General features: G+C 73.0%; 10 protein-coding genes and 1 pseudogene. 9 read left to right on the top strand and 2 right to left on the bottom strand.

The window, feature by feature from the left end:
• Positions 1 to 153: 153 nt before the first annotated feature.
• Positions 154 to 930, top strand: coding sequence for an ABC transporter ATP-binding protein (locus ACZ4FV_RS18970; protein WP_395872300.1), 777 nt, complete (start codon positions 154 to 156; stop codon positions 928 to 930).
• 6 nt (positions 931 to 936) lie between these two features.
• Positions 937 to 3,477 (top strand): FtsX-like permease family protein, encoded by a 2,541-nt coding sequence (locus ACZ4FV_RS18965; RefSeq protein WP_465322936.1) that lies wholly within the window; start codon positions 937 to 939, stop codon positions 3,475 to 3,477.
• A 348-nt stretch (positions 3,478 to 3,825) separates the two neighbouring features.
• Here ACZ4FV_RS18965 and ACZ4FV_RS18960 read toward each other — a convergent pair whose 3' ends face one another.
• Entirely contained in the window at positions 3,826 to 7,641 is a 3,816-nt protein-coding gene (locus ACZ4FV_RS18960; protein ID WP_465322935.1) for an ABC transporter ATP-binding protein, read from the bottom strand.
• A 239-nt stretch (positions 7,642 to 7,880) separates the two neighbouring features.
• Here ACZ4FV_RS18960 and ACZ4FV_RS18955 point away from each other — a divergent pair.
• Positions 7,881 to 8,241 (top strand): annotated as a pseudogene (locus ACZ4FV_RS18955) (family 1 glycosylhydrolase); the annotation flags it as partial.
• Between the two features lie 317 nt (positions 8,242 to 8,558).
• Positions 8,559 to 8,762, top strand: coding sequence for a hypothetical protein (locus ACZ4FV_RS18950; RefSeq protein ID WP_395874282.1), 204 nt, complete (start codon positions 8,559 to 8,561; stop codon positions 8,760 to 8,762).
• Positions 8,763 to 9,131: 369 nt separating this feature from the next.
• Here the strand turns inward: ACZ4FV_RS18950 and ACZ4FV_RS18945 are convergent, their stop codons facing one another.
• Positions 9,132 to 9,689: a GlcG/HbpS family heme-binding protein gene (locus ACZ4FV_RS18945; protein WP_395874280.1), complete on the bottom strand. Its 558-nt coding sequence runs from the start codon at positions 9,687 to 9,689 to the stop codon at positions 9,132 to 9,134.
• 272 nt (positions 9,690 to 9,961) lie between these two features.
• On the opposite strand from ACZ4FV_RS18945, the gene ACZ4FV_RS18940 reads away from it, so the two are divergent.
• The 5 genes from ACZ4FV_RS18940 (at position 9,962) to ACZ4FV_RS18920 (ending at position 16,214) form a co-directional block, all read left to right on the top strand.
• Positions 9,962 to 11,209 carry a sensor histidine kinase gene (locus ACZ4FV_RS18940; protein ID WP_395874278.1) on the top strand — a complete coding sequence of 416 codons (1,248 nt, stop codon included), beginning with the start codon at positions 9,962 to 9,964 and terminating at the stop codon, positions 11,207 to 11,209.
• Positions 11,206 to 11,838, top strand: coding sequence for a response regulator (locus ACZ4FV_RS18935; protein ID WP_465322934.1), 633 nt, complete (start codon positions 11,206 to 11,208; stop codon positions 11,836 to 11,838). Before ACZ4FV_RS18940 ends, ACZ4FV_RS18935 begins: the two co-directional genes overlap by 4 nt.
• A 96-nt stretch (positions 11,839 to 11,934) precedes the next feature.
• Positions 11,935 to 12,840 (top strand): SDR family NAD(P)-dependent oxidoreductase, encoded by a 906-nt coding sequence (locus ACZ4FV_RS18930; protein WP_395874274.1) that lies wholly within the window; start codon positions 11,935 to 11,937, stop codon positions 12,838 to 12,840.
• Entirely contained in the window at positions 12,837 to 13,853 is a 1,017-nt protein-coding gene (locus ACZ4FV_RS18925) for a TIGR03617 family F420-dependent LLM class oxidoreductase (RefSeq protein ID WP_395874272.1), read from the top strand. The genes ACZ4FV_RS18930 and ACZ4FV_RS18925 overlap by 4 nt, the downstream gene beginning before the upstream one ends.
• A 786-nt stretch (positions 13,854 to 14,639) precedes the next feature.
• A complete protein-coding gene (locus ACZ4FV_RS18920; RefSeq protein WP_465322933.1) occupies positions 14,640 to 16,214 on the top strand; it encodes a fibronectin type III domain-containing protein in 1,575 nt (524 codons plus the stop codon).
• Positions 16,215 to 16,410: the final 196 nt, after the last annotated feature.

The following is a 16,410-nucleotide window of genomic DNA, read 5'->3' as shown; positions in this document are numbered from 1 at the left end:
GCCCGGCTCCGGTTCGGAGCAACCGGCCCGGGGGCCGGTCCGACCGGTCCGCGATACCGGTCCGCGACAGCGGTTCGTAGTACCGATCCGCGGTCCCGGTCCACGGCACTCGTCCCGTCCCGCACGTCCGTTCTCTCTCCGACAAGGATCGTCATGACCACGAGCATCGACCCCAACTCCTACGCGGCGCGCGCCGAACGCGTCTCGCGGGTGCACGGCGACGGGGACACCACCGTGCGCGCCCTGGACGACGTCAGTATCGGCTTCCCACGCGGCCGGTTCACCGCCGTGATGGGTCCCTCCGGCTCCGGCAAGTCCACCCTGCTGCACTGCCTGGCCGGACTCGACGAGGTCAGCGACGGCGCCGTTTTCCTCGGTGACACCGAACTGGGTGCACTGACCGACCGGCAGCTCACCCGGCTGCGTCGGGACCGGATCGGGTTCGTCTTCCAGGCATTCAACCTGCTGCCCACGATGACCGCGCTGGAGAACATCGTGCTGCCCGCGTCGCTGGCCGGCCGCAAGGCGGACCAGGGCTGGCTGGACCGGGTGGTCGCGGCGGTCGAGTTGGACCGGCGACTGCACCACCGGCCCGGCGAGCTCTCCGGCGGGCAGCAGCAGCGGGTCGCGGTGGCCCGGGCGCTGGTCGGCCGGCCGGAGATCGTGATGGCGGACGAGCCGACCGGCAACCTCGACTCGCGCTCGGGCGCCGAGGTGCTCACGCTGCTGCGCGACGCGGTGGACGAACTCGACCAGACCGTGCTGATGGTCACCCACGACCCGGTCGCCGCCGGCTACGCGGACAGCGTGGTCTTCCTGGCCGACGGCCGGATCGCGGACCACATGCAGGAGCCCACTCCGGATCGGGTGCTCGACCGGATGAAGGCGTTCGACCGCGTCGCCGCCGGTGCCGGCGCCCGAGGGGAGTGACCCGCGATGCTGATTCGTCTCTCGCTCGCCAACCTGTGGGCCCGCAAACGCCGGCTCGTGGGACTCGCCCTGGCGGTGCTGCTCGGCACGGCCTTCCTCTCCGGCGCGCTGGTGCTCGCCGACACGATGAACTCCTCCATCGGCGGGCTGATCCGGGACAGCGGCGCCGGTACCGACGTGGTGGTGCGCAACGCGACCTCGGTGACCGACGACCCGGGCACCCAGCGCGGCGGCATCGACGCGGCGCTGGTGGACCGGGTCCGGGCGGTGCCCGGCGTCGCGGGCGCCGAGCCGGTGATCCAGGGATACGGCCAGGTGGTCGGCAAGGACGGCAAGGCGCTCACCGGCAACGGTCCGCGGATGGCGGGCAACTGGGTGCCCGACCCGGCCCTGACGCCCTATCGTCTGGCCGCCGGCCGGGCGCCGGCGGCGCCCGACGAGGTGGTGATCGACCGGGCCACCGCCAAACAGGGGCACCTGGAGCCCGGCGACCGGGTCACCGTGCTGACCCCGGGACCGGTCCCGGTCACCATCGTGGGCGTCGCCACCTTCGGTGACCTGGACGCCTTCGGCGGCGGCTCCTACACGGCGTTCGACCTCGACGGCGCGCGGCAGCACGTGCTGCGCGATCCCGGCAAGGTCGGCACGATCGCGGTGCGCGCGGCGGCCGGCACCGACCAGAAGGAATTGGCCGCGCGGATCCAGCGGGCGCTGCCCGCCGACGTCCAGGCGGTGCCCGGCAGTGTGGCCACCGGCGAGGCGGTGTCCGCCGTGGAGGACGGCTTCCTGAGCGTCTTCCGTACCTTCCTGACCGTCTTCGCCGCGATCGCGCTGGTCGTCGCGGCCTTCTCGATCAATCACACGTTCTCCGTGGTCGCCGCGCAGCGCACCCGGGAGGTGGCGCTGATGCGGGCCCTGGGCGCGAGCCGCGGCCAGGTGTTGCGACAGGCGCTGATCGAGGCCGTCGTGATCGGTGTGGTGGCGTCCGCACTCGGCCTCGCGGCCGGGCTCGGGCTGGCCGCCGGACTCAAGGAGCTCTTCGCCGGGCTCGGCTTCGAACTGCCGGCCCGCGGGCTGACGTTCAAGGCGACCACCGCGTTGACGGTGTTGCCGGTGGGCATCGTGGTGACGGCGTTCGCGGCCCTGGTGCCGGCGGTGCGCGGCTCGCGGGTGGCGCCGGTGACCGCGCTGCGCGGAGCGGGCGCGGAGCGCGTCGAACTGCCTCGGCGCCGGTTGATCGCGGGCCTGGTGCTGCTGGCCGCCGGCCTCGGCGTGGGCATCGTCGGCGGCGGCCTGGTGGGTCTGGCGATCGCCGCCCCGGCGCTGCTCGCGGGTGTCCTGCTGGTTGCCCCGGCGGGCATTCGGGCGGCCGGTGGACCGCTCACCGCACTGCTGCCGCGACTGCGCGGCGCACCCGGTGCGTTGGCCCGGGGCAACCTGCTGCGCAGTCCGCGCCGGACCGCCGGCGCGGCCACCGCGATGTTGCTCGGGATCGCCATTGTCACGCTGTTCGCCGTATTCGCGGCCTCGCTCAAGGAGGGCGCCGGCGAGCAGACCCGGAAGGTGATCGCCGGCCAACTGGTGATCGGCGGATCCTCGCCGGGCGGTTGGGCCGGCGGCGGCCACAGTCCGGAACTCACCAGCAAGGCAGCCGAGTTGCCCGGAGTCGAGGCGGCGACCGGGATTCGCAACGCGGGCGCGCTCGTGGACGGGCACGGCCGGCAGTTGTTGGCCGTGGACTCGGCCCGGCTGGACCGGCTGTTCGATCTCGACGTGCGTGACGGTCGGGTGACCGGGCTCGGTGTGAACGGCATGGCGGTGTCCGAGGATGCCGCGAAGGACCGCGGTTGGCGGCTCGGTTCGACCGCGGAGGTCACCTTCCCGGACGGCGCGCGACAGACGTTCACGGTCACCGGTTTGTACGACCGCACGGCCGTGGTCGGCGACTACCTGATCGATCGTCTCGCCTGGGAGCCGCACGCGGACGCGGCGCTGGACGCGGCGACGGTGTTGCGGTTGGCGCCCGGTGCCTCGACCGACGCGGTCAAGGCCGAGGTGCGGCGGTTGGCGAAGGACTACGGCGCGCCGCCGGTGCGCGATCGTGAGGGGTTCGTGGCCGCGCGTGCCGCGATGTTGCAGACGCTGGTCGCGGTGGTCTACGTGCTGCTCGCGCTCGCGTTGGTGATCGCGCTTGGCGGGATCGCGAACACGCTGTCCCTCGCCGCCCACGAACGCACCCGTGAGCTGGGGTTGTTGCGGGCGATCGGAGCCGCGCGGGCGCAAGTGCGGTCGGCGCTGCGTTGGGAGTCCACGTTGGTTGCGGTGATCGGGGCGGTGGCCGGGCTCGTGGTGGGTCTGTTCCTGGGCTGGGTCGCGATTGGAGCGATCGGCGGGGCGAACACGGGGGCGGCGCTTCCCTTCTCGGTGCCCACGGTGCAATTGGCCGTGCTGGTGGGGGTTGGCGCGATCGGTGGGTTGGCCGCCGGGGCGAGGCCCGCTGCGCGGGCTGCGCGGTTGCCGGTCTTGCGCTCGATTGCGACCGAGTAGGTTTCGCGTTTCGTCCTCGTCGGCGGTTGCTTGGTCGGCGCCTGGGGTTGGGTTGGCTGGGTCGGCCTCAAGCGCCGGCCGGGCTGGGTTGGCCTCAAGCGCCGGCCGGGCTGGGATTGCTCGGGCGGCGTTTTGGGGTTGCCGTGCGTGGGAGTTGGCTCAGGTGGCCTCAAACGCCGGCCGGGCTGGGTTGGCGTCGAGCGCGGGCCGGGCTGGGATGTTGCCCGGTCGGTGTTTTGGGGTTGCGGTGGGTGGGAGTTGGCTCTGGTGGCCTCAAACGCCGGCCGGGCTGGGTTGGCGTCGAGCGCGGGCCGGGCTGGGCTCGGGTGTGGGTTGGCCGTGGGTGGGTCAGGCTGCGTGTTGGGTTGTGCCGGTGAAGGCTGCCCATAGGGAGGCGTAGGGGCCTTGGCGGGTGAGGAGTTCGGTGTGGGTGCCGAGTTCCACCACTTGGCCTCGGTCGATGACGGCGATGCGGTCGGCGCGGGCGGCGGTGGTGAGGCGGTGGGCGACCACGAGCGTGGTGCGGCGGCCGGTGAGGGCCTCGGTGGCGCGGGTGACGGCGGCCTCGGTGGCCAGGTCGAGTGCGGCGGTAGCCTCGTCGAGCAGGAGGATGTCCGGGTCGACCAGGTAGGCCCGGGCCAGCGCGATCAACTGGCGCTGGCCCGCCGACAGGTTGCGGCCGCGCTCGCCGACGGCGTGGAGGTAGCCCCCGTTCAGCTCGGCGATGGCGGCGTGCGCGCCGACCGCGCGGGCGGCTGCCTCGACTTCGGCGTCGGTGGCCTGCGGGCGGCCGTACGCGATGGCGTCCCGCACGCTGCCGGGCGCCAGGTAGGCCTCCTGCGGGACGATGCCCAGGCGGTGCCGGTAGTCCGCGAGGTCGTAGTCGCGCACGTCCACCCCGTCCACCAGGACCGCGCCCGAGGTCACGTCGTAGAACCGGGCCACCAGCTTGACCAGGGTGGACTTGCCCGCGCCGGTCTCTCCGACCAGCGCGACCGTCTCGCCCGGCTCGATGTCCAGCGTGACGCCCGACAACACCTCGGGCGAACCCATCACCGCCGCCGCGCCCTCGCCCGACTCGTCGGTGTCCCCGAACGCGGGCGTGTTGTACGCGAACCGCACATCCCGGAAGCTGATCGCCCCCTTGAGCCCACTCGTGGGCACCGGAACCGGTACGGCCGGAGGCGGCGTCGTGGTGGGCGTGCGCAGCAGATCGCGAATCCGCCGCAGCCCCACCGCCGCCTGCTGGTAGCCGTCGAACACCTGCGAGAGTTGCTGGATCGGCGAGAAGAACATGTCGATGTAGAGCAGGTACGCGATCAACGCGCCCGCCGACAACGTCCCGCCGCCCACCCGATGCGCGCCGACGATCAGCGCGATGCCCGCCGCGAGGTTGGACAGGAACTGCCCGAACGGGAAGTACAGCGCGATGTAGCGCTGGGCCCGCAGCCGCGACGCGCGGTAGTCGTCGCTGCGTTCGGCGAACCGCTCCCGGTTGCGGCCCTCGCGGCGAAACGCCTGCGACACCCGCAACCCGGCGACGTTCTCCTGGAGATCGGCGTTGACCACGCTGACCTTCTCGCGCGCCTCCGTGTACGCCTTGGACGACTTGGACCGGAACACCACGGTGGCCGCGATCAGGATCGGCAGCACGCTCATCACGATCAGCCCGAGTTCCCAGTCCAGCACGAGCAGCGCGACCATGATCCCGAAGAAGGTCAGCACGCTGACCACCGCGCTGACCAGCCCGGTCTGCAGGAACGTGGACAGCGCGTCCACGTCGGTGGTCATCCGGGTCATGATCCGCCCGGACAACTCGCGTTCGTAGTAGTCCAGTCCCAGCCGTTGCAGGTGCGCGAAGGTCTTCACCCGCAGCGTGTACAACAACCGCTCGCCGGTGCGGCCCGCGATCAGGGCCTGGGCGACGTTGACGAACCAGTCGGCGATCACGATCACCACCGCGATCAGCGACACCGTCATGATCGCGCCGGTGGCCCCGTCGTCGATGCCCCGGTCGATCCCGTCCCGGATCAGCGCCGGCAGCGCGAGCTGGGCGCCGGTGTCCAGGATCACCAGGACCAGACCGAGCAACAGCACCCACCGGAACGGCCGCAGCAGCGAGCGCAGATCGAACGCCGAGTCCGAGCGGCGCGCCTGCGCGTCGTCCACACCGGGCCGATCGGTGGCGGGCGGGAGCTTGTCCACCTGGGCGAGCAACTCCGGCGTGGCCTGGAGCATCGCCGCCCACCCGCCCGGACCGCCGCGCGTCGCGCTCGCGGCGACCACGCCGGCCGGGTCCTCGGGCGCCGTGTCGGTCGTCGCCGAGCGGTCCCACAGCGCGGGCGTGACCCCGCTCGCGTCGGGCGGCGCGACCGACGCGGCGAGTGAGAGCGACTCGTGCGCGTCCACACCCTCGGCGTCCTCGCCCGGCCCGGACAGCAGCAGCCGGTACAGCGGGCAACGCGCGCTGAGTTCGTCGTGGCTGCCCACGTCCACCAGCCGGCCCCTGTCCAGGACGGCGATCCGGTCGGCCAGTTGTAGTGTCGAGCGGCGGTGCGCGACCAGGATCGTGGTGCGCCCGGCCATCACCCGGTGCAGCGTGGCGTGGATCTCCGCCTCGACCTTGGGGTCCACCGCCGACGTTGCGTCGTCCAGCAGCAGGATCCTCGGGTCGGTGAGCAGCGCCCGCGCGAGCGATACCCGTTGCCGTTGCCCACCGGACAGGGTCAGCCCCTGTTCGCCGACCACCGTGTCGTACCCGGCCGGCAGTTCGCGGATGAACGCGTCGGCCTCGGCCGCCCGCGCCGCCGCGAGCACCTGCTCCTCGGTCGCGTCCGGCCGGCCGTACGCGATGTTGGCCCGCACGGTGTCCGAGAACAGGAAGCTGTCCTCCATCACCAGCCCGATCGCGGAACGCAGCGAGTCGAAGGTCAGGTCCCGGACGTCGTGCCCGTCCACCAGGATCGCGCCGGACTGCACGTCGTAGAACCGGGGCAACAACATCGACACGGTGGACTTGCCCGATCCGGACGTGCCCACCAGGGCCAGCGTCTCGCCCGGCTCCACCCGCAGCGACAGCCCGTCCAGGACCGGCCGCGAGGCGACATAGCCGAACCGCACGTCGGCCAACTCCACCGAGGCGGCCACCACCGGCAGCACCTCGGCGTCCGGTTTCTCGGTCACGATCGGCTGGGAGTCGATCACCTCGAAGATGCGCTCGACGCTGGCCCGCGCCTGTTGCCCGAAGGTCAACAGACTCGAGAGCATCCGCACCGGCCCGACCAACTGGCCCAGGTAGGTGGAGAAGGCGAGGAAGGTGCCCAGGGTGATCTCGCCCCGGACGGCCAACCAGCCGCCGAGCGCGAGTACGCCGACCTGGCCGAGTGCGGGGATCGCCGCAAGCGTCGGGGTGTACCGGCTGTTCAACCGGACCGAGCGCAACCGGGAGGCGAACAGCCTGCGTCCGGCCGTCTCCAGCCGATCCAGCTCCTGCTCCTCCTGCCCGAAGCCCTTGACCACGCGGACCCCGGTGACCGCGCTGTCCACGACGCCGGCCAGTGCGGCGGCATCCTGCTGGGCCTGCCAGGTGGCCGGGAACAGTCGCTTCCGGGAGAGGTAGGCCACCGCGAACAATCCCGGCCCCACTGCCAGCGACACCAGCGTCAGCAACGGCGACAACCAGAACATCACGCCGAGCGAGATGACGAACAACAACACGTTGCCGGTCATCATCGGGATCATCGACAGGAAGCCCTGGACCATCGTCACATCGGAGATGCCCCGGCTGACGATCTGCCCGGTCTGCAGCTGGTCCTGTCGCGCGCCGTCCAGCCGGGACAGCGCGCCGAAGATGCGCGTGCGCAGGTCGTACTGCACGTCCAGGGACAACTTGCCGCCGACATAGCGCCGGGCGAACGCACAACCGAAGGTCACCGCGGCCGCGCCCAGCAGCAGCACCGACAGCGGCACCAGCCCGCCCAACTCGCCGGCGACCGCGTCGTCGACCACCTCGCGCTGCACCAGTGGGACCAGCGCGGTGACCGCCATGCCGACCAGGGAGGCGCCGAACGCGATCAGCACGCTGCTCCGATACCGCCACGAGGCGGCCATCAGTCGACGCAGCCAGCCGTGTTCGGGGCGGCCTGGCGAGGGTCCGGTTGTCATAGCCAACCATTGTAAATTGTTAACCGAGGAAACGATGTTCGGATGACCCGATCACACCCTGGACCGCGCGCACCGTCCGCGCCATCATGGGCCGCGATCCGACGCCCGACCGCAACCGCCCACCCGAGCCCCGGCGGACCGGCCCGCAGCGCCGGCGGGCCGGCCCCGCAATGTCGGGCAGCCCTCGAATCCGCACGCCCGACGACAACCCGACCGTGATCGCCGAGGGCGAGCCGGGCGCGCCGCTGCCGTTCTCGATGGTGGAGATCACCGGCGTGCCGCGTACCGCGTTCGACTGGCCGGTGGTGCCCGAATGATTGACCACGCTGCCGACCGGGCTCGGCGCGTTACGGCGACGCGTTGCCGCCGATCCGGATCACCGAGGAGGGGTGCTCGACCGCCGAGGGTCTCGACGACCCGGAACGCGTCGCGTTCCCGGACGGGCATATCGCCGCGGTGGGCGCGGCGGGCAAAGCCGGAATCGACGTCCGCGGCTATTTCGTCGGGTCCCTGCCGGACGACTTCGAATGGGCCGAGGTCTATCACCAACGCTTCGGCTTGATCCATGTCGACTTCCCGACCGGGACCCGGACACCGTGAGCTTCCTATCACTGGTTGCGCGAGCGAATCGGTGTCGGGCGGCCCGGATAACGCCCGGCACCGGACATGGACACGCACGGGAGCGCGCAGGCGCACAATCCTCACCCTTCCGAGTGAAATTGCGTGTCCTGGGCCCTGGGCCAACCGATGACGTCACCCGGGAGGGCGAACGGCGTCTTTTCCTTTGCCGACAAAACCTTAGAGTTGCCGCGCCGCCATGAAATCCCCGGGCGGTGCGGCGGAGCCGTGTCCGGAATTCCGGTGCGCGGCGGGACGCCGACTCGTTTCCCCCGACGTCCCCGGTGAAGGGCAATTCCATGGTCAAGCACGGATTTCGCAAGGCGGCCGTGATCGTCACGGCGGTCATCTTCGGCTCGATGGCCTCGCTGTACATTCCCGCGGCGCGCGCCGCGCAGACGCCCCGCGAGCCGCTGACGCCGGACAGCTTCCTGCCCGCGCAGTTGCTGCTGCCCTTCCAGAGCGCGGTGTTCAACGTCCAGGGCGCGGTGGCCTTCGGCTGACCGCGCGCCGATCGCGCCGATCGCGCCGACCGCGCCGACCGCGTGTCGACCGCGCGCCGACCACCGCCGGGTTCGCGACCGGCCGATCCCGGAGCCGAGGGGCGACGGAGCGGCGCCTCGTCCCCTCGGCCCGGGGATCGACCCGGGTCCGCGATGTTCCCCGGCGGTCGGCCGCTCGAACGCTCGGTGGTTCGACGGCGGGCCCGCTCGAACACCAACGGCCCGAGCACCCAGGGCCCGAGCACCCAGGGCCTCGAACACCAGCGGCCCGAACACCCACCGCCTCGAACACCCACCGCCTCGAACACCCAGCGGCTCGACCGCTCGGCGGCCCGATCTCCGGGTCGCCCGACCGCTCGGCCGCGTCGGCTACTTCAGTTGACCGGCGATCGCCTTGAGGCCCTCGGCGGCGTACTTCTCGTCCAAGTCGCCGCCGGGAGCACCTGCCACCCCGATGCCCACGATCGGGGCGCCGTCCACGGCGACCGGCACCGCGCCGGCCAGGAACAGCGTGCCCGGGATGTCCCGCAGCGACGCGCCCGGCGCGGTGACCCGCTGGGCCAGCGTCGAGGTCGGGGCGTTCCAGGACACGGCGGTGTACGCCTTGCGCCGCGCCGACTCCTCCGACTGCGGGCCCGCGCCGTCGCCCTTGAGCACCACACGCGTGGAGCCGTCCCGGGCGACCACAACCACGGTGACCTTCTGGCCCTCCTTCTCGGCGGCGTCGAGCGCGGCCTGGGCCGCCTTGCTCGCGGCGTCCACGCCGAGCGTCTTGACCGACACCACGGCGGGCGCGGGGCGCTCGTCGTGCTTGGCCTCGGTCGTGCCGGGCACCTGGGCCGCCGCGACACCGGCGGTGACCGCGCCGACCGCCGCGAGCGAGAAGACCCCGGTCAGAACCCGACCACGCGTCGAGAAGTTGCTCATCGTCCGTACCTCTTTCACATTTCTGCGTCGTTCCCGGGCGGTTGCCCCGATGCCTCCACACTCCCGTCGATCCGCCCGTCCGCCATCGGCAAAGCCGCCGGTCCCGGCGCGCCGGTCGGGCGGTGCGAGGATCAACCGATCGGCTGATCCGGACCCGCGCGAGCGGGTCCACGGTGGAGGGGATCGTCGATGTGCGCGCGCCGCGCGTGATCGAGCCGAGCGGGACAGGGAACAGGTACGTCGTGCCCCGACAGCGAACAGAGCCATGGCCCGTGCGGCACGCCGGGCTGGTGATCCACGCGGGCTTCCTGCTGCTGCTGGCCGCGTCGATGGGGCGGTACACGGTCCGGCACGGCACCGACGGCCGCGCCCCGTGGGTGCTCGCCCTCGCGGTGCTGCTCGCCGCGCTCTACCTGGCCGGCCTGACCCTGCCCGAGGACCGTTCGCCCGCGCGGCCCGCCTGGCTGACCGCGGTCCTCGCCACCTGGCTGGCCCTGGTCACCGTCGCGCCGAGCTTCGCGTGGTGTGCGGTACCGCTGCTCTATACCGGCCTGCGGGTGTTGTCGACCAGAGCGGCGATCGGCACGGTGGTGCTGCTCACCACCGCCGTGGTGATCGCGCAGTACCGGCTCGCCGACACCATCGACCCCAGCCTTTTCCTCGGGCCGCCCGCGGTGGCCGCGATCGCCACCGCCGTGTTCACCCGGATGCGCAGCGACGAGCGACGGCTGCGCGAGACGGTCGCCGAACTGGCGGTCAGCGAGCGCCGGGCGGGGGTGCTGGCCGAGCGTGAGCGGTTGTCCCGGGAGATCCACGACACCATCGCGCAGGGCACTTCGAGCCTGCGGATGTTGCTCCAGGCCGCGGACCGCGGCTGGGACAACGATCCCGACGCGGCGCGGGCGCACGTGCGTCGGGCCGAGCGGGTGGCGGCGCTCGGCGTCGAGGAGATCCGCAGGTTCGTCCGCGACCTGGCCCCCGCCGAACTCGCCGACGATCCGGGCCTGCCCGGCGGTCTGGCCCGGGTGGTCGAGCGGTTTCGGAGCGAGGAGGGGCCGAGCGTCGCGCTCGCCGTGGACGGTCGGGTGCGCCCGCTGGCCGAGCCGGTGCAGGCCGCGCTCACCCGGACCGCGCAGGGCGCGCTGGCCAACGTGCGCGAACACGCCCGGGCCCGGGCCGTGCACGTGACTCTCACCTACCTGCCGGACCGGGTCGCGCTGGACATCCGCGACGACGGCGTCGGCTTCGACCCGGGCCTGACCCGGGCGGGTGACCTGCGCGGTTACGGCCTGCCCTCGCTCCGCCGCCGGCTCGCCGAGGTGGGTGGCGAACTCACCGTCGAGAGCGCCCCGGGTGAGGGCACCGCGCTGGCCGCGACCGTGCGGGACGCCTCCGGCGCGGCGGACCCCGAGCCGCCTCCGACGGCCGACCGGGACACGCCCTTCGAACCGGCACCGGGCACGACCCCGGCCGCCGGCACCGAGCCCACCTCCCGCCCGAGCCCAGGAGCCGCACCGTGAACCCGATCCGCCTGATCGTCTGCGACGACCACGCCGTCGTTCGGGCGGGTCTGCTCGCGCTGTTCGCCGGCGAGGACGGCATCGAGGTGGCGGGCGAGGCGGCGAGCGGCGAGGAGGCGGTCAGGCTGGCCGCCGCGCTGCGCCCGGACGTGGTGCTGATGGACCTGCAACTGGTCGGCGGGATCGACGGTGTCGCGGCCACCGAGCGACTGCTCGCGTTGCCCGAGCCGCCGCACGTGCTGGTGCTGACCATGTACGACACCGACGCCGACGTCTCGCGCGCGATCGAGGCGGGCGCGGCCGGCTATCTGCTCAAGGCGGGCAGCCCCGAGGACCTGTTCCGTGCGGTGCACGACGCCGCCGCGGGCCGCACCGTGCTGGCTCCGGAGGTGGCCGCGCGGCTGTTCAGTCGGATGCGCAGGCCGGACACCACGCTCACCACCCGCGAGGTGGAGATCCTGCACCTGCTCGCGCGTGGTGTGGGCAACGCGGAGATCGCCAGGGAACTGTTCATCTCGCAGGCCACGGTGAAGACCCACCTGGGCCACATCTACGCCAAGCTCGGCGTGGACACCCGCACCGCCGCGGTGAGCGTGGCCACCGAGCGGCGGCTGATCCGGCTGACCTGACGATCCGTCACGCAAGCCGCGCCGCGGCCTTGCCATCCCGACACCCGCGCCCCATAGTGCTGAACACAGTCAAGCATCTATCCGGCGGAGTGTGCCATGCCATTCGGACCCGACAGCACCACCGACGAGGTTCTGGCCGACGTCGACCCGACCGGCCGCACGATCGTGATCACCGGCGGCACCTCCGGCCTGGGTCGGGAGAGCGCGCGGGCGCTCGCCGCGGCCGGCGCGCGCGTGGTGGTGACCGCCCGCGACGCGGACAAGGGCCGCGCGGCGGTCGCGGAGTTGCCGGGCCGGGTCGAGTACGCCGTCCTGGACCTGACCTCGCTCGCCTCGATCCGCGCGGGTGCCGCCGAACTGCGCGAGCGTTTCCCGTCGTTGGACGTGCTCGTCAACAACGCGGGAGTGATGGCGACCCCGTTCGGGCGTACCTCGGACGGCTTCGAGCTGCAGTTCGGCACCAATCACCTGGGCCACTTCCTGTGGACCACCCTGCTGGAGCCCGCCCTGGGCCCCGGCTCGCGGGTGGTCAACCTCAGCTCCGCCGGGCACGTGGCATCAGGGATCCGCTGGGCGGACCCCAACTACGAGAAGGCGCCCGAGGAGTACCACCCCTGGCAGGCGTACGGCGCGTCCAAGACCGCGAACATCCTGTTCACCGTCGAGTTGGACCGCCGGCTGCGCGGACGCGGAGTGCGGGCCTACGCCGTGCACCCGGGCATGGTGGCGACCAATCTGGGGCGGTACATGACCCGCGACGCCGGGCGCGATCTGCAACGCAAGGTCACCGCCTCGAACATGCCGCCGATCAAGCAGGTCGCCAACGGCGCCGCGACCCAGGTCTGGGCCGCGACCGCGCCCGAACTCGCGGACGTCGGCGGCGTGTACCTCGCGGACTGCGCGATCACCGCCGAACACGCGGCGTGGGCACTGGACGAGGCGGACGCCGCGCGACTGTGGAGCCTGTCCGAGGAACTGGTCGGCGAAGAAACCACCCGATGAGGGTCTACACGGGGATGGACCCGCGGCTGCCGCTGCGCGAGGTGGCGGCGCACGCGCGCCGGGCCGAGGCGGCCGGGTTCGACGGCCTGCACGTGGCCGAGACGGTGCACGACGCGTTCGCCGCGGCGCTGCTCGCCCTCGAACACACCGAACGGCTCGTGGTGCGCACGTCGGTGACGCTTGCCTTCGTGCGCTCCCCGCTGCTCACCGCCTACGGCGCGTGGGACCTGGCGCGGTTCTCCGGCGGCCGGTTCCAACTCGGCCTGGGCAGTCAGGTGCGGCAGAACATCGAGGACCGGTACGGGATGCCGTGGTCGCCGCCGGTGGCCCGGATGCGCGACTACGTGGGCGCGGTCCGGGCCGCGTTCGAGGCGTTCCGGACCGGCGAGCCGCCCGCGTACGAGGGGTCGCACCACCGACTCACCCGGATGCAGCCGTACTTCAACCCCGGCCCGGACCCGGACACGGTCGCGCCTCGGATCCTGCTGGGCGGGGTCGGGCGGGCGATGTGCGCGCTCGCCGGCGAACTCGCGGACGGACTGGTCACCCATCCGACCAACTCCGGTCCGCGGTGGCTGGCGACGGTCGCCCGACCGGCGCTGGCCGAGGGCATCGCGCGCGCGGCGCTTCCGCGCACGGTCGAACTCGTGGCCGGCACACAGGTGATCGCAGGTCCCGACCGGGCCGCGCTGGACGCGGAACGCGAGCGGCAGCGGCGGCTGTTCGCGTTCCTGTACTCGACGCCCGCGTATCGCGCCACGCTGGACCTGTATGGATGGGGCGAACTCCAGGACCGGTTGCGGGTGATGGTCCGCCGCGACGACTGGTCGCAGTTGGCCGGGCACGTCACCGACGAGGTGCTCGACACGCTGCTGCCGATGGCGGTGTACGAGGAACTGCCCGCGCTGATCACGGAGCGCTGGGGCGGGCTGGCGGACGCGGTCACGGTGCCGCTGCCGGTCGATCCGGCCGACGACGCGCGGATTCGCGACGTGGTGCTCGCGCTGCGCTGACGCGGGGTCCGACCGCTCCGATGCCGGGCCGGAGTGGGGCGACGGACCCGCGGGCGGGGGGAATGCCCGCGGGCCCGTCTTCCTCGGCGGCGCACTGGGGGGAGGTGCACGCCGCCGGCCGCCCCGCCGGTACCGTCCCGGGCCCGGCGGGAGCCTGAGGCCACGATGCCGCCTCGGCACCCCTTCGCGCCGGAGGATCGCCATTTCCGATCCGCACCGTTCGCCGAACACAGTCCACCTCCCTGGAATTGGCCCTTTGTCGGCAGGCCAGTCGTGCCCAGAATGGAAACTGGCCTGGTCGATGTGCAGGCCGATTCCTTTGCACCATCGGGAGTGTGCCGTGAACGCGTATGTCGCCTGGTCCCTGGTCCTGTTCCTCGTGGTGACCGCCGTGCTCGGCCCCCGATTCGGCGCCGACACGCGCGACGGCGCGGACTGGTCGCGGCCCCGGGGGCGGCCCGAGGTGTGGCCGGGCGGGCGTGTCGACGAGCCGGTGATCGAGGAGCCGGCACCGATCCGGGCGACGCCGGCGACCACAAAATCTGACGGATGGTCAGCTTTGCCGGGTCGCACCCGTACAGGCGGCCGGGACCAGCGAATTCCAACGGGTGATCTTCTCGCGGGGAGTACTCCCGGTCGCTCCCGGTGAGCGCTAGCATCCGCGCTGAGGAGCTGCCGGAAAAGCCGTGCGCGCGGAATCCGCCGACCCCGTGAACCGGGGATAGCGGTGGGCCGTCCGGTGCCGTCCGGTATCGAGAGCCGCAGCCCACCCGGGGGTCCATCTCCATGCACAGCGCCATCCGCCGTCGTATCCCGCGCCCTGGAGCACTCGGCGCGGGGCTGCTCGCGACGGTGTGCGCGCTCGCCGCGCTCGCGCCGGCGGCGGTCGCCGGCGCCGATCGCCCCGGCGCGGCTCGGACCCGGCCCGCCGCGCCGACCGCGCCGGGCGGCACGACCCAGGTGCAGACGGCGATCTCCGGCACCGGCGACCACCGGGTGACCATCCCGGTCGGCGCGAGCGCGATGACCGCGACGGTGTACGGAAAGGCCGCCGGCGCCACCCAGGGCGGGTCGGTGGCCGGTTCGACCGCGGTCGCCGCGAACAGCCCGGCCCAGGCCGGCGCGACCCTGGTCGTGCGGATCGCCGACACCGGCACCACGCTGTTCTCCGCGACCGCCCCGCTGCCGTGGTTGTTCGCCCCGGCCGCCGGCGGTATCGGCCCGTACGCCGACCCGATCGTCTTCCCCGGCGCCCAGACCTCCGCGTCCGGCGGCGTCGGCGACGGCCACGCGCTGCTGTCCTTCACCGTGCCCGCCGCCCGGGTGGGCGAACTGCCGCCCACCGTCGACTTCGGCACGGCGCCGGTCGGCCGCAAGGCCACCCGCAATCTGCCGATCACCACCACCGGCGACGTGCCGTTCATGATCGCGTCCGCGACCGTCGAGGGACCGTTCGCGATCGACCCGGCCGGCACCACGTGCGCGACCGGCCCGGACACCAACGTGCCCGGCGGCTCCGCGTGCTCCTTCGCGGTCGTGTTCACCCCGACCAAGCGCGGAGCCGGCACCGGCAAACTCACCCTGACCGGCAATATCCCCGGCGGCAGCCGCACGGTCACCCTGTCCGGACTGGGCAGCGGCAAGCCCGGCGCGCCCGGCGGCCTGGCCGCGACCGCGGGCCAGGGGCAGGCGGTGTTGTCCTGGATGCCGCCCGCGGACACCGGCGACAGCCCGATCACCGGCTACCTGATCCGCCGCTCCACCAACGGCGAACCCGGTTCGACCCCGCCCCTGGCCACCCTGGGCGCGGACATCCTCACCTACACCGACCAGGGCCTGGAGAACGGCACCACCTACTCGTACACGGTCGTCGCGACCAACGCGGTCGGCGAATCCGACCCGTCCGCACCCGTCGACGCGGTGCCCTCGGCCGCACTGGTGCTGCCCGCCGTCGCGCTGCCGCCCGCCGGCGTCGGGCAGCCCTACACCGCCAAACTCGCCGTCCAGGGCGGCACCGCCCCCTACCACTGGGTCGCCGACGACCCGCTGCCGGCGGGACTGGCCCTGGACCCGGACAGCGGTGTGATCACCGGCACCCCCACGGCCCCCGGCGAGACCGGATTCGGGATCACCGTCTCGGACAACGCGCCGACCCGGCACGAGGCCAAGGCCCGGTATGGGATCACCGTGGCGGCCCCGTCCGCACCACCCGGCGGCCCCGCGCAGGCCGCCCTGGCACCGGGCCGGACCGGCGGCGACGGCGGGTCGGACGGGACCGTGTGGCTATGGGCGATACTCGGCCTGGTGGGCCTGATCGGGGTGGTCGTCGCGCTGCGCCGACTGCGTGCCCGGCGCGCCTGAGCGGTCGCGCCGGCGGCGCTCGGGAGCGGGCGCCGGGCCCGCCGGGAGCGGACCCACCGGGCCCGGGCGTCGCGAAGACCGGCGCGGGTCCCGAATACTGTGTCCCTCGGGGGAGCACCCCCGACCCCAGCCGCAACCCCCGTGGGCGGATCGGCCCGCGGGGACGGCGCCGGCGACGCCATACGATCGTCGGCGC

Source organism: Embleya sp. NPDC025285 (assembly GCF_055558835.1).
The sequence above is the reverse complement of the archived record's forward strand: the minus strand, read 5'-3'. Positions and strand labels throughout refer to the sequence as shown.